The organism is Undibacter mobilis, assembly GCF_003367195.1.
Classification (GTDB): Bacteria; Pseudomonadota; Alphaproteobacteria; order Rhizobiales; family Xanthobacteraceae; genus Pseudolabrys; species Pseudolabrys mobilis.
Genome location: NZ_QRGO01000001.1, coordinates 711,767 through 730,143, shown reverse-complemented (window position 1 = coordinate 730,143; position 18,377 = coordinate 711,767). Strand labels below are relative to the sequence as shown.

General features: G+C 62.1%; 18 protein-coding genes and 1 tRNA gene. 10 read left to right on the top strand and 9 right to left on the bottom strand.

The window, feature by feature from the left end:
- Positions 1-3: 3 nt before the first annotated feature.
- From DXH78_RS03435 to DXH78_RS03420, 4 genes are all read right to left on the bottom strand, one after another.
- Positions 4-561 (bottom strand): DUF924 family protein, encoded by a 558-nt coding sequence (locus DXH78_RS03435; protein ID WP_115515742.1) that lies wholly within the window; start codon positions 559-561, stop codon positions 4-6.
- A 28-nt stretch (positions 562-589) separates the two neighbouring features.
- The gene (locus DXH78_RS03430) at positions 590-2,263 is read right to left on the bottom strand and encodes a long-chain-fatty-acid--CoA ligase (RefSeq protein ID WP_115515741.1); all 1,674 of its coding nucleotides are present in this window, start codon (positions 2,261-2,263) and stop codon (positions 590-592) included.
- 110 nt (positions 2,264-2,373) lie between these two features.
- Entirely contained in the window at positions 2,374-3,558 is a 1,185-nt protein-coding gene (locus DXH78_RS03425; RefSeq protein ID WP_115515740.1) for a CobW family GTP-binding protein, read from the bottom strand.
- Positions 3,555-4,793: a D-alanyl-D-alanine carboxypeptidase family protein gene (locus tag DXH78_RS03420; RefSeq protein ID WP_347337753.1), complete on the bottom strand. Its 1,239-nt coding sequence runs from the start codon at positions 4,791-4,793 to the stop codon at positions 3,555-3,557. The genes DXH78_RS03425 and DXH78_RS03420 overlap by 4 nt, the downstream gene beginning before the upstream one ends.
- A 243-nt stretch (positions 4,794-5,036) precedes the next feature.
- On the opposite strand from DXH78_RS03420, the gene DXH78_RS03415 reads away from it, so the two are divergent.
- Positions 5,037-6,203: an acetyl-CoA acetyltransferase gene (locus tag DXH78_RS03415; RefSeq protein ID WP_115515738.1), complete on the top strand. Its 1,167-nt coding sequence runs from the start codon at positions 5,037-5,039 to the stop codon at positions 6,201-6,203.
- A gap of 235 nt (positions 6,204-6,438) precedes the next feature.
- Positions 6,439-7,350 carry a LysR family transcriptional regulator gene (locus DXH78_RS03410; RefSeq protein ID WP_115515737.1) on the top strand — a complete coding sequence of 304 codons (912 nt, stop codon included), beginning with the start codon at positions 6,439-6,441 and terminating at the stop codon, positions 7,348-7,350.
- Between the two features lie 6 nt (positions 7,351-7,356).
- Here DXH78_RS03410 and DXH78_RS03405 read toward each other — a convergent pair whose 3' ends face one another.
- The 4 genes from DXH78_RS03405 to DXH78_RS03390 form a co-directional block, all read right to left on the bottom strand.
- The gene (locus DXH78_RS03405) at positions 7,357-8,136 is read right to left on the bottom strand and encodes an ABC transporter permease (RefSeq protein ID WP_115515736.1); all 780 of its coding nucleotides are present in this window, start codon (positions 8,134-8,136) and stop codon (positions 7,357-7,359) included.
- On the bottom strand, positions 8,133-8,912 hold the full coding sequence (locus tag DXH78_RS03400) for an ABC transporter ATP-binding protein (protein WP_115515735.1): 780 nt from the start codon (positions 8,910-8,912) through the stop codon (positions 8,133-8,135). The genes DXH78_RS03405 and DXH78_RS03400 overlap by 4 nt, the downstream gene beginning before the upstream one ends.
- Before the next feature lie 13 nt (positions 8,913-8,925).
- Positions 8,926-9,987 carry an ABC transporter substrate-binding protein gene (locus DXH78_RS03395; RefSeq protein ID WP_210209503.1) on the bottom strand — a complete coding sequence of 354 codons (1,062 nt, stop codon included), beginning with the start codon at positions 9,985-9,987 and terminating at the stop codon, positions 8,926-8,928.
- A 163-nt stretch (positions 9,988-10,150) separates the two neighbouring features.
- Entirely contained in the window at positions 10,151-10,612 is a 462-nt protein-coding gene (locus tag DXH78_RS03390) for an Lrp/AsnC ligand binding domain-containing protein (RefSeq protein ID WP_115517702.1), read from the bottom strand.
- 117 nt (positions 10,613-10,729) lie between these two features.
- Here DXH78_RS03390 and putA point away from each other — a divergent pair, with 117 nt between their 5' ends.
- The 5 genes from putA (at position 10,730) to DXH78_RS03365 (ending at position 16,152) form a co-directional block, all read left to right on the top strand.
- Positions 10,730-13,819 carry a bifunctional proline dehydrogenase/L-glutamate gamma-semialdehyde dehydrogenase PutA gene (gene putA, locus DXH78_RS03385; RefSeq protein ID WP_115515733.1) on the top strand — a complete coding sequence of 1,030 codons (3,090 nt, stop codon included), beginning with the start codon at positions 10,730-10,732 and terminating at the stop codon, positions 13,817-13,819.
- A gap of 140 nt (positions 13,820-13,959) precedes the next feature.
- Positions 13,960-14,340: a hypothetical protein gene (locus tag DXH78_RS03380; RefSeq protein ID WP_115515732.1), complete on the top strand. Its 381-nt coding sequence runs from the start codon at positions 13,960-13,962 to the stop codon at positions 14,338-14,340.
- A gap of 140 nt (positions 14,341-14,480) precedes the next feature.
- Positions 14,481-14,870 carry a phosphoribosyl-ATP diphosphatase gene (hisE, locus tag DXH78_RS03375; RefSeq protein ID WP_115515731.1) on the top strand — a complete coding sequence of 130 codons (390 nt, stop codon included), beginning with the start codon at positions 14,481-14,483 and terminating at the stop codon, positions 14,868-14,870.
- Positions 14,871-14,912: 42 nt separating this feature from the next.
- Positions 14,913-15,527, top strand: a complete 615-nt coding sequence (locus tag DXH78_RS03370; RefSeq protein ID WP_115515730.1) for a YqaA family protein — start codon at positions 14,913-14,915, stop codon at positions 15,525-15,527.
- A gap of 19 nt (positions 15,528-15,546) precedes the next feature.
- On the top strand, positions 15,547-16,152 hold the full coding sequence (locus DXH78_RS03365) for a hypothetical protein (protein WP_147292564.1): 606 nt from the start codon (positions 15,547-15,549) through the stop codon (positions 16,150-16,152).
- Between the two features lie 67 nt (positions 16,153-16,219).
- On the opposite strand, the gene DXH78_RS03360 is transcribed toward DXH78_RS03365, so the two are convergent.
- On the bottom strand, positions 16,220-16,510 hold the full coding sequence (locus tag DXH78_RS03360) for a hypothetical protein (RefSeq protein WP_115515728.1): 291 nt from the start codon (positions 16,508-16,510) through the stop codon (positions 16,220-16,222).
- A 223-nt stretch (positions 16,511-16,733) separates the two neighbouring features.
- Here DXH78_RS03360 and DXH78_RS03355 point away from each other — a divergent pair.
- The 3 genes from DXH78_RS03355 to DXH78_RS03345 all read left to right on the top strand — a co-directional run bounded on the left by DXH78_RS03355 (position 16,734) and on the right by DXH78_RS03345 (position 18,340).
- Positions 16,734-16,818 (top strand) — tRNA-Leu (locus tag DXH78_RS03355).
- A gap of 112 nt (positions 16,819-16,930) precedes the next feature.
- Positions 16,931-17,464, top strand: a complete 534-nt coding sequence (locus DXH78_RS03350; protein WP_115515727.1) for a disulfide bond formation protein B — start codon at positions 16,931-16,933, stop codon at positions 17,462-17,464.
- A 324-nt stretch (positions 17,465-17,788) separates the two neighbouring features.
- Positions 17,789-18,340, top strand: a complete 552-nt coding sequence (locus DXH78_RS03345) for a cytochrome b (RefSeq protein ID WP_168192694.1) — start codon at positions 17,789-17,791, stop codon at positions 18,338-18,340.
- The last annotated feature ends 37 nt before the right edge of the window (positions 18,341-18,377 follow it).

Below are 18,377 nucleotides of genomic sequence, written 5' to 3'. Positions count from 1 at the left end.
TCATCAGCCTTTGAAGCTGGCTTCGTCGTCCAGAAACGACTGCTCCTCGGGCGTGGTCGTGCGTCCGAGTACGGCATTGCGATGCGGGAAGCGGCCGAAGCGGCGGACGATGTCGGCGTGAACCTCCGCCCAATTGAGAAGGTCGGCATCGCCGGTTGCCCTGAACAGGGCGATCGAACGCTCCTGATCCTTCAGGCTCTCGGAGTGCTCGAACGGCAGATAGAAGAAAGAGCGCATGTTGTGCGACGTTTCGGCGTCGAAGCCGCGCACCAGCGCACCGGCGGCGATCGCGCGGGCCATTGGGTCGGTCTCGAACATGCGCGCCTCGCCGCGGAACATGTTGCGCGGAAACTGATCCAGCAGGATCAGCAGCGCTAGAGCGCCCTCGGCGTGACTTTCCCATGACGACAGTTTGCCGTCGGCGGCGGCTTCATAGGTCGGCAGGAAGCGCTCGCGGATGGCGGCGTCGAAGGCGTCATCTTTCTTAAACCAGGCCTCCGGTCCGGCCTCGCGCCAGAACGAAACGACCTCGGAAGCAGTGGCGAGTTGTGATGAGGTCATAATACCCTGAAAACACTAATGCAGTGAGTTATTCGCCGTCTCGCAACGCGCGGCGCAGGATCTTGCCGACATTGGTTTTCGGCAATTCGTTGCGGAACTCGATGTGCTTCGGCACCTTGTAGGCCGCGAGCTTCTCGGCGAGATATTTGCGTACGTCCTGCTCGGTCAGGTTGGGAGACTTCTTCACCGCGAACAGCTTGACGGCCTCGCCGGAGTTCTCATCCGGCACGCCGACCGCGGCGCATTCCACCAGCCCGCCTTGCGACATTGCCAGATCCTCGACTTCGTTCGGGAACACCTTGAAACCCGACACCGAGATCATGTCCTTCTTGCGGTCGACGATCTTGACGCGGCCTTCGGCATCCATGGTGCCGATATCGCCGGTGCGGAAGAAGCCGTCGCTTGTCATCACCAGTCTGGTTTCATCCGGCCGGTTCCAGTAGCCGGGCATTATCTGCGGGCCGCGCGCACAGATTTCGCCGGCTTCGCCGAGCGGCAACTCCTTGCCGGCGTCGTCACGGATCGAGATTTCGGTCGACGGTACGGGATAGCCGATGGTCCCGGTGAACTCGGTAATGTCGCCGCGGTTGCAGCACAGGACTGGCGAGGTTTCCGACAGGCCATAGCCTTCGATGATCGGCCGCCCCGTCGCCTTCATCCACTCTTCGGCGACGTGTTTCTGCACCGCCATGCCGCCGCCGATGGTGCTCTTGAGCATGCTCCAGTCGATCGACTTGAAATCGGGATGATGCAGCAATGCATTGAAGAGCGTGTTGACAGCGGGGAAGAAGTTTACCTGGAATTTTGCGAGTTCCTTGATCAGGCCTGGAATGTCGCGTGGATTGGGGATGAGCAGAGACGTCGCGCCCATGCGCACACCAAACAAAAGGCACGCCGTCAGTGCGAAGATGTGATAGAGCGGCAGCGCCGTAACAATGATGAGTTTGTCGATTGGTGGTGGTAGTGCCACCATCGGCTTGTACCACGCGCCGACCTGCATCATGTTGGCGAGTAGGTTGCGGTGAAGCAGGATTGCGCCCTTCGCCACGCCGGTCGTGCCGCCGGTGTATTGCAGGAACGCGATGTCGTCAGGTCCGAGTTCAGGCCGCGTGTAAGGCAGGCTGCGGCCCTTGCCGAGCACTTCCTTGAAGGTGTGTGGGTCGGGCAGGTCGTGTGCCGGCACCATCTTCTTGAAATGCCGCACCACCAGATTGACGATCGTACCTTTGAGGAGGCCGAGCATGTCACCCATGGTGGCGACGATGACGTGCTTGACATTGGTGTGCGGCATCGCGTGCTGCAGCACCGACGCGAAATTCTCCAGAACGACAATGACCTCGGCGCCGGAATCACTGAGCTGGAATTCGAGCTCGCGCGCCTTATAGAGCGGGTTGACATTGACCACGGTCATGCCGGCACGCAGTGCACCGAGCACGGCGACCGGGCTTTGCAGGATGTTGGGCATCATGATCGCGATGCGGGTGCCGCGCTTCAGGCCAAGGCTTTGCAGGAAGGCAGCGAAGGCGCGCGATGCGTCGTCGAGCTCGCGATAGCTCATCCGCTTGTCCATGCAGACGAACGCCGTGCGGTCGGGATAAGCCTTGAAGCTTTCCTCGATCATGGCGACGAGCGACGGGTACAGGCTCGGATCGATCTCGGCTGGCACGCCCGGCGGATAATTGCGCAGCCAAATCTTCTCCATGACGGGTCCCCTCGGCTGCCGCCAATGGGAGCGGGCGGCTGTCGGCAGCATCAATCGAGTCGAGTTGGCGCGCAAGGGGGCGCAATAGCGCACATGTCGCGGCGGCGCCGTCAGCGTCCGCCGAATGGCACCAGCGGGTTGTCGGTCAGGGCGGTGCGGTCGGGCTGATCCGCTTTGGTCACGCCGACAAAGGCGTCGAACAGGTCGCTTACTGTGCGTTGCGGCAAATCGCGGGTGATAAAGACCAGCCGTGTCGTATGGTCGTCATCCGGCCAGCGCGGCAGCCGCGCCGGCGGATGCAGCACATGCTGCACGCCATGGACGACCAGCGGGGCCTCGGGGTGCTCAATGACGTTCACGATGCCTTTCAGACGCAACACCTTCTCGCCATAGGTCGCAAGCAGAAGCTCAAAGAACATGTCGAGCGTGCCCGCCGGGATCGGTTTGTCTGTGCGCAGCGCGAAGGAACTTATGTGTTCGTCGTGTCGGTTGATGTCGTGATGGTGGGGGTTGTGGTGATCATGATGGCCACGGTGATTGTGACTGTGGTCATGGTCATGATCGTGACCCGGCTCATAGGCTTCGGCCGCCAGCCATTTGCCGACGTCGGGAATTTTGCGGGACGGGTCATAGAGGCCGCAATTGAGGAGCCGGTCAGGGGTGGCCTCGCCATGGGCGGCGTCGAGAATGGCGGCCGCCGGGTTGAGTGCCTTGAGGCGGTCGATCAGAGCCCGGGTTTCCATCGGCCTTGCAATGTCGGTCTTCGACAGCACAATGCGGTCGGCGACAGCGGCCTGCTTCACGGCTTCGGCATGTTCGTTGAGCGTTTTCTCGCCGTGGACCGCATCGACCACGGTGATGACGCCGTCGAGTCGAAATCGCTTGACGAGATAGGGATGCACCATCGCGGTATGCAGCACCGGCGCCGGATCGGCGAGGCCGGTGGTCTCGAGCAGGACACGCGAGAACTTGGCGCGGCCATTGTCGAGATCGCGCAGCAGCTTCTCCAGCGCGTCGACGAGATCTCCACGCATGGTGCAGCACAGGCAGCCCGACTGCAGAAGCACCGTATTGTCGTCGATGTAATCGACCAGCAGATGGTCGAGGCCAACCTCACCGAATTCGTTGATAATCACGGCGGTGCCCGCGAGCGCCGGGTCTTTCAGGAGGCGGTTCAGCAACGTCGTCTTGCCGGCGCCGAGAAAACCCGTCAGCAGCGACAACGGGATCGGCTCGGGCGGCGTGCGCCGCGTCGTCGGCGGTGCAGCGCCCGGGGCAGGGTTGGTGTTTGTCATTGCGCGGCCGATGTGACTTTGGGCTTGGCCTGCTTCTTGGCCGAGCTTTTCGGCTTGTCGCCCGAGGCGCCCTCGCCATTGGGCTTGGCGGCGACTTTCTTTTTCTTTTTACCGGGGGCGGCGGTGGCGATGACCGGATCGGGGTGACTGGCTGGGCCTGTAAAGACGACGACCGGCGGTACGGTTTCCACCGGCGGGCCGAGCACATATTTGCCGGCGGCTGGTTTCAGGTTCGACAGCATGAAGGCCGGCCCGCCCCCGGGCGTGGCCGAGGCATCAACGTTTTCGACTTCTTCTTCCTGGTTGTCTTCAGACGGTGGCTTGCGGCGATGGCCGCCGCACATTTCTTCGCGCAGGTTGGGCGGAGCGGCGTCGATCGGCGCCAGCTTGTCGACGGTGCCGAGCTGCGGCGTCAGCCAGCTCAGGCCGTTGCCGTCGAAACCACGCTCGAGCAACTGTGCCGCCTTTTGCGCGCGCGTCGCGCCCGAATAGGAGCCGAGCACGACAGCGATCAGGCGGCGGCCATTGCGCGTCGCCGACGCCACCAGATTGTAGCCGGATGCGCAGATGAAGCCGGTCTTCATGCCGTCGGCGCCCGGATAGCGGTCGAGCAGGTTGTTGTAGTTGCGCATGACGCGGTTGCCGTAGCGGATCGCGTGGACATGCAGATAGGCGTCGTCCTGCGGGAATTCGTTGATCAGAGCACGGGCGAGAATGGCGAGGTCGCGTGCCGATGACACATGATTCTCGGCAGGCAGTCCGTTCGGGTTGATGAAGTGGGACTGCGTCATGCCAAGACGGCGCGCATTAGCGTTCATCAGGTCGGCGAAGCCTTCGAGCGAGCCGCCGACGCCTTCGGCAATGGTGACGGCGACGTCGTTGGCCGATTTCACCATCAGCATCTTGAGGGCGTTATCGACGGTGACTGTGGTGCCAAGTTTGAAGCCCATCTTGGTTGGCTGCTGCGCCACTGCATTTTTCGAAACGGTGAGCAACGTGTCGTAGCCGACCTTCCGGTCCTTGATCGCCTTCAGCGTGGTGTAAAGTGTCATCAGCTTGGTGACCGACGCCGGATACCACGGATAGGTGGCGTTCTCGGCGTGCAACACCTTGCCGGTGGAGGCCTCGATCAGAAGAAGAGCTTCGGCCTGCGCGCGGCCGGGCGCCATCGTGGCGAGCATGCCCGCGGCGATGGTCAGGAGAATAAGTCGGGGTCGAAGGCTAGAAAACGGCAAGGTCGCAATCCGATCGGTGGCCGAGAATGGAACCCGGAGGGAATCGCAAGTTCCGCGAACGGTGCTTTTAGGCTATCTAAGCCGACGATGCGAGGCAAAGCCGGCCCGGGGCGGAATTGAACTTATGGTCAATCACGAAACGGCTTTCCATCGCCGGTTAATGCGACCAAAATTCGGCAGCGGCCCCATTTGGGCCGCCCGCTTCGGCCGGCCAAGTCGACCAATGAATTCCGGGAGGTAGCAATGACTGCGGCGATCGTGGGTTGGGCCCATAGTCCCTTTGGCAAACTGTCGGGTGAGACTGTCGAAAGCCTGATCGTCAAGGTGGCGACCGAGGCTTTGGCCGATGCCGGTATCGAGCCGCGTGATGTCGACGAGATCGTGCTCGGTCATTTCAACGCCGGCTTCTCGGCCCAGGATTTTACCGCCTCGCTGGTGCTGCAGGCTTCGCCCGATCTGCGCTTCAAGCGCGCCCTCAGGGTTGAGAATGCCTGTGCTACCGGATCGGCGGCCGTCCACCAAGGTATCAAAGCAATCGAGGCTAAGGCAGCACGCATTGTGCTCGCGGTCGGCGTCGAGCAGATGACGACCACGCCGCCGGCCGAGATCGGCAAAAACCTGTTGAAGGCGTCCTATGTTCGCGACGAGGCCGAGATCGAAGGCGGCTTTGCCGGTGTGTTTGGCAAGATCGCCGGGCTTTACTTCCAGAAATACGGCGACCAGTCCGACGCGCTCGCTCTGATCGCGGCCAAGAACCACAAGAACGGCGTCGGCAATCCCTTTGCGCAGATGCGCAAGGATCTCGGCTACGACTTCTGCCGCAATGAAAGCGAGAAGAACCCGTATGTCGCCGGTCCGCTGAAGCGTACCGATTGCTCGCTGGTGTCGGATGGCGCTGCGGCGGTAGTGCTCGCCGATGTTGAGACTGCGCTGAAGCTCGGCAAGGCGGTAGCTTTCCGCGCTGCGGAACATGTGCAAGACTTCCTGCCGATGGCCAAGCGCGACATCCTCAGGTTCGAGGGCTGCGCTCTCGGCTGGCAGCGTGCTTTGGCAAATTCAGGTCTCGCGCTCGACGATCTGTCCTTTGTCGAGACACACGACTGTTTCACCATCGCGGAGCTCATCGAATACGAGGCGATGGGCCTGACGCCGGAGGGCGAAGGCGCCCGCGCTATCAAGGAAGGCTGGACACAGAAGGACGGCAAGTTGCCGGTCAATCCGTCCGGTGGCTTGAAGGCTAAGGGGCACCCGATCGGCGCTACCGGGGTATCGATGCATGCGCTTACTGCCATGCAACTGACCGGAACCGCCCGCGACATTCAGGTGAAGAACGCCGTTATTGGTGGCATTTTCAATATGGGCGGCGCCGCCGTTGCCAATTACGTCAGTATTCTTGAGCGGATCAAATAGCGGCCGATCCGGTATGTGAACGGGATACCTTTGGCTCCTCGAAATATAATGCGGGCAGTGTTCAATTTTGGACAGCACGGTGCATATCTACCGGGTATGGTTCCTTTGCCGTGCAACCGTATAAATCTGTACAACCCGTTATGAGGGAGAAATTGAACCGTCTACCGGGCGTGTTACATTTTTTACCGGACCAGGGTGGTTCGATTAGGTGAGCGGTCACTAGGGGGGCGGCACCATGACGAACATTCCGACCGATTTGCTGCGTACGTTCGTGGCAGTGGTCGATAATCGAAGTTTTACGAAGGCCGCCAATTCGCTGGGGGTGACCCAGCCGGCCGTCAGCGCGCAAATCAAGCGCCTGCAATCGCTGTTGGGCGACGATATTTTCGATCGTACGGTGCAGGGCGTCAGCCTGACATCGCACGGTGAGATAGTCGTCAGCTATGCGCGGCGCTTGTTGTCCATCAACGACCAGATCGTACATCTCGGCGGTGGCCGACGGCCGGAACTCGTCATCCGAATCGGCACATCGAGCGATTACACCTTGATGCTGCTGCCCGACATTCTGGCGACGTTTCGGGCCCGTTTTCCGGCGGTGCGTTTCCATATAAGCGCCGGTTTCACTGAACCGCTGATGCGGCAGTTGCGCGACGGCGAGATCGATCTGTTCGTCGGTTTATCGACTGGCGAGCCGCGTGATGCCCACGAAGTCTGGGCCGCGCCGCTGGTCTGGGTGCGCGGTCCTAACATTCGTCTGGATCCGGGCGATCCGGTGCCGCTTATCTCGAGCGGAGAGCCCAGCGTCTATCACCGCGCTGCGGCCAGCGCGTTGCGGGCGGCGGGACTGGGGTGGGAAGAGGTCTTCGTTGGACCGGTTATGGCCAGCCTGTCCGGCGCCGTGGCCGCTGGACTCGGCGTGATGCCCATTACCCGCCGCCGCGCCATCGATGACGGCATGATCATCGGCGATGATCTGCCGCTGCCGGCGTTAAGTCATGCGTATGGCGGTATCTTCGTCCGCGAGGGCGGTGCGCGCGAAATTTATGAGCAGTTGGCCGACGACATTGCCGCCAGGATGGGCAGACGTATGCCGGCCATGCCTGGGGGTGTTGCCGGCTTGTTTGCGAATAAGGATACGGCGGCCTGAGACCGCTCAGTTCTGCCCGAAGCCCGAGCGCTGCGCCCAGCCGGTCATGCGTTTCTCCAGGAGCGCCATGACCGCGTACATGGCAATGCCTTCGATCGCCAGCACCACAAGGCCGGCGAAGATCAGCGGCACCTGGAATTGTGCTTGCGCCTGCAGCATCAGGTTGCCGATGCCGTAGTTCGACGCCACGCTTTCCGAAATCACCGAGCCGACGAAAGCGAGCGTGATCGCTACCTTCAGCGAGCCAAAGAAATACGGCAGCGTGCGCGGAATGCCCACTTTGCGCATGATGTCGAGCTTGGAGGCGCCCAGCGCCTTTAAGACGTCCTCAAGTTCAGGCTCGATGGTGGCAAGGCCGGTGGCGACGTTGACCACGATCGGGAAGAACGAGATCAGGAACGCGGTCAGAACCGCCGGTACGAAGCCGATGCCGAACCACAACACCAGGATCGGCACCAGCGCCACCTTCGGGATGGCGTTGAAACCGATCATTAGCGGATAAAGGCCGGCATAGATCGCGCGCGACCAGCCGACCAGCAAGCCGAGCAATAAGCCGAAGCCGACGGCGAGACCGAATCCGATCATGGTCGTCTGCAGCGTGATCCATGAATTGCGCGCGATCGGCCCGGAAAATTCGACGAAGGCCATCGCGATCAGGCTCGGCGGCGGCAGGAAGAATGTCGGGATCTTGAAGATCCGCACCGCCGCTTCCCAGACGACGAACAACGCGATGGTGAACAGCCAGGGCGAGGCCTTTATGAGGATATTGGTGCGGGTCATCGTCATTGCCGCGCCTTGACGATGTGCGCGCGTAATTCGTGGACAATGTCCTGGAATTCCGGCGTGAAGGTCACTTCGAGGTCGCGCGGCCGCGGCAGCTCGATCTTGCGCTCGACGATGACACGGCCCGGTCGCGAAGACATGACGAAGACGCGGTCGGCGAGGAACACCGCTTCGCGCAGGTCATGCGTCACCAGAATGACGGTGATCTTGCGTGCGGCCTGCAGGTCGCGGATGACGCACCACAGTTCTTCGCGGGTGAAGGCATCGAGTGCGCCGAAGGGCTCGTCGAGCATCAGAAGTTTCGGCTCGTGGATCAGCGCCCGGCACAGCGATGCGCGTTGCTGCATGCCGCCGGACAACTCCCACGGAAACTTGTCGCCCTGATCGCGCAGACCGACCGATGCCAGCAGGTTCTTGGCGCGCGCGGCGAACTCGACCTTGCGGCGTCGCATCTCGCTGCGGTGCGGTTCGACGATTTCGAGCGGCAACAGAAGGTTTTCCAGCGTCGAGCGCCACGGCAACAGCGTCGGCGCCTGGAATGCCATGCCGGCGATTTTCACCGGCTTGGTGACGCGGTCGCCCGCGACGGTCACCGATCCGCTTTGCGGAAACTGGAGACCGGTCGCGAGCTTCATCAGTGTGGATTTGCCACAGCCGGAGGGACCGACCACCGCGGCGAACTCGCCCTCGCCAACCTCGATCGAGAGATTCTCGACGGCGAGCGCCGTACCCGCGCCATAGGCGTGGTTCACATTATGGAGCGAGACGAAAGCGGACATCGCCGCGATACCGTCAGAACTTGCGGTCCTTCTCCGGCGGCAGGTACGAGGCGTCGAAGATGTCGGCCATTGTTGGCTTTGTGCCCTTCCACTTGTAGGTCAGGCCAATCTGGTCGACGGCCTTGGCAAAGCGCGCCGCATCGACGCCGCCATAGCCATTGGCCTTGGTCTCGGCGGTAACGATGTTGTCCTTGAGCGCCATGTTGAGGCGTTCTAGTTCGGTCGGCTTCTTGGCGACGTCGTTGCGCTTGAGAACGGAATCGACCGCGGCCGCCGGGTCTTTAATAGTTTCGTTCAAACCCTTGAGGAAGGCCTTGATGAAGCCCTGCACCGCTTTCGGATGATCGGCAGCAAACTTCGGATTGACGATGATGGCGTTGCCATAAAGATTTACGCCGTAATCGGCCATCAGCAGCACTGAGATGTCATCGACAGCAACGCCGCGGTCCTTGAGGTTGATGAAGGACGAGAACGAGAAGCCGGTGATGGCGTCAACCTGACCCGCTGCCAGCATCGGTTCGCGCACCGGGAAGCCGACGTTTTCGATCGTGACCTTGGAGGCGTCGATGCCGTTGGCCTCGACAAAGATCGGCCACTGCGCATAGGCGCCGTCCGGCGCCGGGGCGCCGAGCTTCTTGCCTTCGAGGTCCTTCGGCTTGGAGACGCCGCGGCTCTTACGGCCGACGACAGCGAAGGGCGGCTTGTTGTAGACCATGAACACGGCCTTGATCGGCGTGCCCGGATTGGCGTCACGGAATTTGATTAGCGAGTTGATGTCGCCGAAGCCCATGTCATAGGTGCCGGACGCGACGCGTGTAATCGGCTCCAGCGAGCCGGAGGCGCTGTCGATGGTGACGTTGAGGCCTTCGGCCTTGTAGTAGCCCTTGTCGAGCGGCAGCAGGAAGGGCGCCGACGGCCCTTCGAATTTGAAGTCCAGGCTGAATTTGATGATCGTTTCCTGCGCGGCGGCCGGTATCGATCCGGCGGTTACCGTTACCGCGGCGGCGAACATCAATCCGCCCAATCGTTTTGCCAACTTGAAGTTTGCCGGCCGGCCGGCTGCGAAAGCGCGCATGGAGAGGCATCCTCTTTGGTGACGGCCCGCGCACCCGGCGATGCGTTCCCGGCCAGTTTTTCTAAAGCACGGACTAGCAAAGAACATGCCGTGCCAAAGAGCAAGGTATGCTCGGGGCGATTTGTCGCCTGCGACGAAGTTGCACCGGTACCGACTTGTGAAATCAGATTGGTAGGGCGGCCGAGCTCTTGATCTCTTCCATGACGGCGTAGGTGTGTGTCTCCCGCACGCCCGGCAAAGCCAGGAGCACCTCGGCGAGGAAACGGCGGTAGGCATTCATGTCGGCGACCCGGGTCTTCACTAGGTAGTCGAAGCCGCCGGCCACCATATGGCATTCGAGAACCTCTGGCGCGCGGGCGACCGCTTGGGCGAACCGGTCGAACACATCGGGCGTGGTGCGGTCGAGCTTGACTTCGATGAAGACCAGCAGGCCGCGGTCAAGCTTTTCCGGGTTGAGCCGTGCCGAGTAGCCGAGGATGTAGCCGTCGCGGGTGAGTCGGCGGAGCCGCTCGGTGGTGGCCGTCGGCGATAGGCCTAGTTTTTCGGCCAGCGCCACCACGGCGATGCGGCCGTCCCGTTGCAGTTCGGTGAGCAGGCGGCGATCAGTCTTGTCGATACCTGAAATCACTAATTTAACTTCCGAATCGGTGATTCGCACTAATTTATAGCCATCTTTATAGATAGTATCACTATATAATGTATTTTAAGGACTGGAAAATTAGGTCCAGCCAAGGTCGCTGTCATGCCCGCCCGGTCTTCGCCCGAACTTTCTCCGTTTCGTGCTGCTTTCGCCCCGCCGGACGAGGTCATTGCCGCCCGGTTCCTGGCCGCTGGCCCGCGTAACGCTGCCGTGGAAGCGCGCATTGACGCCCAGGCGACGCGACTAATCGAGGCGATCCGGTCGCGGGTCGGCGGTCTCGGGGGAGTCGAGGATTTCCTCCACGCCTACGCGCTGTCGACCAAGGAAGGCCTGGCGCTGATGGTGCTGGCCGAGGCGCTGCTGCGAATTCCCGACGGCGCCACCGCTGACCGCCTGATCGAGGACAAGCTCAAGGGCGGTGACTGGAATCAAGGTGACCGCCGCTCCGGCACACTGTTGGTGTCGGCGTCGGCCTGGGCGCTGGCGGCCACGGCGCGGGTGATCGCGCCTGGTGAAACGCCGGAGGGCATTGTCGATACGTTAGTGAAGCGGCTCGGCCTGCCGGCGGTGCGCACGGCCACCCGGCAGGCAATGAAGTTGCTCGGCTCGCATTTCGTGCTTGGCCAGACCATTGAGGCTGCGCTCGACCGCGCCGGCGAGGCCCGGCAATTTCTCTATTCCTTCGACATGCTTGGCGAGGGCGCCCGCACCGCTGCCGACGCCGCGCGCTATTTCGACTCCTACGCCAAGGCTATCGACGCCATCGGACAATCCGCCGGCAATGCCGCTTTACCGCGCCGGCCTGGCATTTCGGTGAAACTGTCGGCGCTGCATCCGCGCTACGAGGCGTTGTCGCGCGACCGCGTGATGGCCGAACTGCCGCCGCGTCTGCTCGATCTCGCGCGCCAGGCCAAAGACTATGATCTCAACTTCACCGTCGATGCCGAGGAAGCCGATCGGCTCGAATTGTCGCTGGACGTGATCGAAGCGACCTTGCGCGATCCATCGCTGGCGGGGTGGGACGGCTTCGGCCTTGCCATCCAGGCCTATCAAAAGCGCGCGCCGCAGGTGATCGACTGGATCGCCGCGCTCGCCGAGTGCCTCGACCGCCGTTTGATGGTGCGGCTGGTCAAGGGCGCCTACTGGGATACCGAGGTCAAGCGCGCGCAGGAACGTGGCCTCACCGACTATCCGGTGTTCACACGCAAGGCGATGACCGATCTCAGCTACGGTGAATGCGCCCGCAAGCTGCTCACCTTGCGGCCGCGCATCTATCCGCAATTCGCCACCCACAATGCGCTGACCATCGCTAGCGTGCTTGAAGACGCGGGCGACAGTGCAGGCTTTGAATTCCAACGCCTGCACGGCATGGGCGATGCGCTCTATGGCGCGCTGCTTGCCGAGAAGCCGCAAACGGCCTGCCGCACCTATGCGCCGGTCGGCGGCTATGCCGATCTGCTGGCTTATCTTGTGCGTCGTCTGCTTGAGAACGGCGCCAATTCGTCTTTCGTTTCGGTGGCCGCTGATCCCGACGTGCCAATTGCCGACATCCTCAAGCGACCACAAGCCTGGATCGCCGATCCGGCTCATGCGCGGCATTCGCACATTCCCCTGCCGCGCGATTTGTTCGCGCCGGAGCGCAAGAATTCGACTGGTGTCGAGTTCGGTCATGCCGACTCGCTTGCCGCGCTGCGCGCCGAGATTGCCGCGGCGCCGGCCTTTATCGATGCCGCGCCACTGATCGATGGCCTCGCCGTCAAAGGGAGGAGCCGGGATGTGTTGTCGCCGATCGACGGCCGGAAAGTCGGCAGCATTGTGGAATGCGACGAGGCAAATGTGACCGCGATGATGGCAGCTGCGTCGGCAGGCTTTGCGTCGTGGAACGCAACTAGCGTGGACGTCCGCGCTGCGGCGCTGGAACGCGCCGCCGATCTGATCGAAGATAATCGTGGCCGGCTGACCGCCTTACTGCAGAGCGAAGGGGGCAAAACCATTGACGACTGCATGTCGGAAGTCCGCGAGGCCGCCGATTTCTGCCGTTATTACGCGGCGCGGGCGCTGAACGACTTCGCACCGAAGACGCTGCCCGGGCCGACCGGCGAGAGCAATCAGCTTCGCCATTGTGGCCGCGGCGTCTTCGTCTGCATCAGCCCTTGGAATTTTCCGCTCGCTATTTTCATCGGCCAGATCGCCGCCGCGCTGGTGGCCGGCAACAGTGTCGTCGCCAAGCCGGCCGAGCAGACGCCGCTGATCGCCTTCGAGACCGTGAAGTTGCTGCATGGAGCCGGTGTGCCGGCGACGGCACTGCATCTGGCGCCGGGCGATGGCAAGGTCGGCGCGTGGCTCACCGGCCATGCGGCGGTCGCGGGGGTTGCCTTCACCGGGTCGACTGAAGTCGCGCGCCTTATCAACCGGGCGCTTGCCGCCAAGGATGGGCCGATCGTGCCGCTGATTGCCGAGACTGGCGGCATCAACGCCATGATCGTCGATGCCACGGCGCTGCCCGAGCAGGTGACGGACGATGTCGTGATGTCGGCTTTCCGTTCTGCCGGCCAGCGCTGTTCGGCGCTGCGGCTTCTATGCGTGCAGGACGATGTCGCCGACAAGATTCTGACGATGATTGAGGGCGCGGTGCGCGAATTGCGGATCGGCGATCCGCGCGATCTCGCCACCCATGTCGGTCCGGTGATCGACAAAGAGGCGAAGGACAAGCTCGATCGCTGGATCGACACTATGGCTTCGCACGATGCGCTGCGTTTTCGCGGCGACGCGGGTCCGGCCGGGGGCACTTTTGTCGCGCCGGCGATGATTGAACTCGAACGCGCCAGCGATCTCAAGGAAGAAGTCTTCGGTCCGGTGCTGCATGTCGTGCGTTGGCGCGCCAACGAACTTGACACGCTGCTCTCCGATATCGCTGGCAATGGCTACGGCCTGACGCTCGGCATTCATTCGCGCATCGATGCAATGATCGACAGGATCGCGGCGCGCCTGGCTAACGGCAATGTCTACGTCAATCGCAATATGATCGGCGCCGTGGTCGGTTCACAACCCTTCGGCGGCAATGGTCTGTCCGGCACCGGGCCGAAAGCCGGCGGGCCGAACTATCTGTCTCGCTTTGCGCTGGAACAGGTGCTGACTGTGAACATCGCGGCTTCGGGCGGCAACGCGACGCTGTTGGCGGAAGACGAATAGACAAACGATATTGATAGCTTGCCCGTCACGCTGCGTCATTCTGCCACGCTGACCCATTTGCTCATATGTCCGCGGCACAGGATTGCGGGTTCCGCTGCGTTAAATGATCAGGACTCGAGAGAAAACGCAGGGAGCAACATATGCGCATCAGAATTCCGATAGCCGTCGCTCTGGCCGCCGTGATTGCGGTGAGTTCCTTCGGCATCAATGCGGCTTCGGCCGCGCCGGCCGCGTCTATTCCGGCGGTTCATCAAGGCGCGGCGAACGGCTCGCCGCTGATCGAAGTCACCTCCAGGAAGCGCCATCGCGGCAATAACGCTGCGGCCGCAGCAGCCTTCGCCGGGGTGGCCGGTGCCCTGATAGGCCTTGCGATCCAGGAGTCGCAGCGCGATCGCTATTATCGCCACGGGGGATATGGCTACTACGACGGTGGCCCTCATTATTACCGCGGCCGCCACTACTACGGCTCCCCGGGGCCGTACCATCCCCATCGCGGCCTCCAGCCATGGGAGACCCGATAGGTCGTCCCCTTCGTACCGTCCGACGTGGCTAACGAGGACACGGGCTGGCCGTTAACGACGGTAATAAACAAAGCGGGCGGCCTCCGGGTCGCCCGCTTTTTCATTAACGTGGTCCTTTCACGGATCGGCTATGGTGCATCATGGCCGATTCGATTTCACGCCTGCACAACGCCGTTCTGGCCGCCCGGGCCGCCGACCCGGCGAAATCGCGCACCGCCAAGCTGCTCCAGTCTGGCCGGGCCAAAATGGCCAAGAAGCTGGCGGAGGAAGCCGTAGAGGTCGTGATCGACGCCATGGACGGCCAGCCCGAGGCGGTGGTCCGCGAAAGTGCGGATTTGCTTTATAATTTGGTGGTTCTCTGGGTCCATTCCGGCATCACGCCGGACCAGGTCTGGGCGGAAATGCGCCGCCGCGAGCGGCTTTTTGGCATTGCCGAAAAATTGCCAAAGGATCTGGCCAAGCCGGAGCCCCGAAAGGCGGCGCCGAAGGTCGTATCCCTTCAAGCTCGGCGGGCTTCCAAAAGGCGCTAAGGCGTCGTCTCTCCGTCACAATTCCCTTTCATGAGTGCGCGTATGACCCCAATCGAGGCCGCCCCCCCGCGTAACTGGCTGCGCCGTCTTTACGACCGCTGCATTGATGCCGCCCACAAGCCGCACGCCACTTGGACCATGGGCGCGATCGCCTTTGCGGAAAGCTCGTTTTTCCCGATCCCGCCGGACGTCATGCTGGTACCGATGTCGCTGGCGCATCCGAAACGGGCCTACTGGTTTGCGGCTTGGTGTACGATCGCCTCGGTGCTCGGCGGCATGATCGGTTATGCCATCGGCGCCTTGCTTTACGACTCGGTCGGCGGCTGGCTGATCCAGCTTTACGGTTACGGCGACAAGGTTGAGACTTTCCGTCACGCTTATGCCGAGTGGGGCGCTTGGATCATCCTGCTCAAGGGCCTGACGCCCATCCCCTACAAAGTGGTGACCATCACCTCCGGTTTCGCCGCTTACAATTTCTTCCTGTTCATCATCTTCTCGATCATCGCGCGCGCCATGCGCTTTTTCGTGATCGCCTTCCTGCTGCACCGCTACGGCGACCAAGCGCGGATCATCATTGAAAAGCGGCTCGGTCTGTGGACCGCGCTCAGTGCGGCGGTGGTGGTCGTCGGGCTTGTCGGCGCGGTATACTTATTTTGACCGAATCGGGCGGTCCCTTTTGTCCGCCGATAGTTTGTACTACACACTCGATATTGCGCGTGTAGCCGGCGTCGGCGGCTCAAATTCAGGCGCAACAGAGATGATGCTGGGCACAAGATATTTTGCTGAATGGCGCGTGGTGCAAACCGCGCACGGCGCTCTGCTGGCTGCCGCGCTGCTGATCGTACCGGTCGCCGCGTTTTCCCAGGATCAGCGCGCCAAGCCGCCGGAAGAACCTGGTCTTTTTGAAAGCATTGGACGCTGGTTTGACAACGTCGGGTCCTCTTTCAAGGATGCTGGCAAGGGTGTCGAGAATTTAGGGCGTGAAGCCGGTGTGGCCGCCAAATCAACGGTCGAAGGCGCCAAGGATGCCGCCGGTGCGGTGGCGCGTATCCCGGCTGCCCGCGTCGTCACTGGACACGAGAAGTGTCGGACCGCGCCGAATGGTGCGCCAGATTGTGTCGCCGCTGCGACCGCGATGTGCAAGGCGCGCGGCTTCGAAAGCGGCAAGAGCGCCGACATGACCACCGCCGAAGTGTGTCCGGCGCAGGTCTATCTGTCCGGTCGCAGCGGCGGCTCAGAATGCCGCACCGAGACCTTCGTCTCCCGCGCACTCTGCCAGTAGAAAAATCGTCTTCCCGAAACGAACGGGCGATGCGCCGCCCGCCGTTTCGAGCAGCGCATCGCGTTCATTACCAGCGGCAGCGCCGCACGTAGCGATAGCCATTCCACACGGTCACGCACCGGCGATAGCCCGGGGAATAGCCGTAGGAACGATACGGACGATAGCCGTAATAGCGGGGACGGTGGTGATGGCGATAATAACCGCGATAATGCCGTGGGCCGTAATACTGCACGTTCTCTGTCGCCGACGGCATTGACGTGCCGAGAGCCGGATTGGCCATGGCGGCCTGTGCCGGACCCGGTGCTGTCAAAGCAAACAGTGCAGCCGCCGCGGCGGCGAAAATTGTCGTCCTGATCATGCGCTACTCCTCGACGCGTGTCCTGATAGCCTTAATAACGTTCAACACGGGAGGTTCCTGCGGTCTGACTACGTGCCCCGAAAGCGCCACATCGCCGGCTCACGGAACCTTCCGATCGCCACGTGGAACCGCCGGTTGACCGCGGGCTTTGCGTGGCTATTATCCCGCCCGCGAAGCGCAAGGGGGCGGCTTCCGAGACCTGTGCTCCCGCGCCGTGAAAGATGCCCCTGTGGCGGAATTGGTAGACGCGCCTGACTCAAAATCAGGTACCGCAAGGTGTGCTGGTTCGAGTCCGGCCAGGGGCACCACCTTCCTCGCGAGAGACAGCCGAGTGACCGCAGCCCGAGGCGTCGTCGCCTTTGCCGGTGAAGCGGAATCCGGTTCATCCGGAAACGCGCCAACCCAGTCTGGATACGCCGGATGATCACTAGTCTGCCGATACTCCGTAAAGACCCGGTGGCTGGCGCCGCGGCAATTGTCGCGCTAGTCGGGCTCGCCACCATCGGCGGCTTCCTGTTCTTCGAACATGTGCTTGGCTACATGCCCTGCGCGCTGTGCCTCGATCAACGCAAGGCGTTCTACGTCACAGTGCCGCTGGCAGCATTGCTATGTCTTGGCGCCGGCCATGGCGCTTCGCGCAAGGTGTTGTTTCTCGGTTTTCTAGTGATCGCGGCGGCGATGCTCTGGAATACGGGGCTTGCTGCCTTCCATGCCGGCGTCGAATGGAAATTCTGGCCGGGACCTGCCGACTGCTCCGGGCCCGTCAACAATTTCGGCTCAGCCGGCGATATGCTGAACCGGCTGCAGACCATACGCATCGCGCGGTGTGACGATGCAGCGTGGCGGCTGTTCGGCATTTCGATGGCCGGTTACGATGTTTTGATCTCGGCGTTCCTCGCAGCTGTCGCCGCCTTCGGCGCCAAAGCCGCGCTTGCGCGGCCCGAGCCCGAATAAGGCAGCGTGGGCGCGGCCCGAACAAGAGTATTCGTAAACCGCACCCACGCCTCGCAGCAGCGGAGCACGACGCGAGCCCGATCAGACGATCGGGCGCGAACCGCTCAACGCTGTGCGAAAACCTTCAGCGCAAAAAGCAACGACCACGAAGGAGAGGCGCGCGTACATCCGGCGTCGCCCGCTTTTCGTGGCCGTCAACCGCGGTATTACCGCGGCGCAATGGAGCACTGTCATGCGCTCGACATCGCGATTGAAACGCATATAGGTAGCAAGGGGTTCCACCGCAAGACCGTTGCTCGCGAAACATTTTGTCCGAGGATCAGTATGAATGCCGTGAAAACCCATACCTTCGCCGGCTACAGCGGAGGCGCCAAGGTTCTGCATTGGCTGATCGTCGCGCTGTTGATTGCCCAGTTTGTAGTCGCCTGGACCATGCCGGAAATCCGCCGCGACACGCCGGTGACGACACTGATCAGCCTGCATTTTACATTTGGCATCATCATCCTCGGCGTTGCGGTCATCCGTCTTTTCGTCCGCGTCCAGGGCGGCACTCCAGCGCCTGAAGCGGGAATTCCAGGCTGGCAGGAAACCTCGTCCCAGATCGTCCACTGGCTGCTATATGCGCTATTACTGGCGGTACCGGTGCTGGGCTGGATCAACGCCGACTGGCGCGGCATGCCCATCGTCCTGTTTGGGTACGAACTGCCGCACCTGATCGCCGCGCGGGCGGCGGGCTGGCAGTGGACCGGCGATGTCCATGGCGTGCTGGCGAACTTCGCGATGCTGATTCTGGTTGGCGTGCACGCGGTCGCCGCGCTCTATCATCATTTCGTAATGCACGACGGCGTGCTTAAACGGATGCTGCCAGGGCGCTGATTATTCGTAGCGTAGCGCCTCGACAGGATCGAGGCGC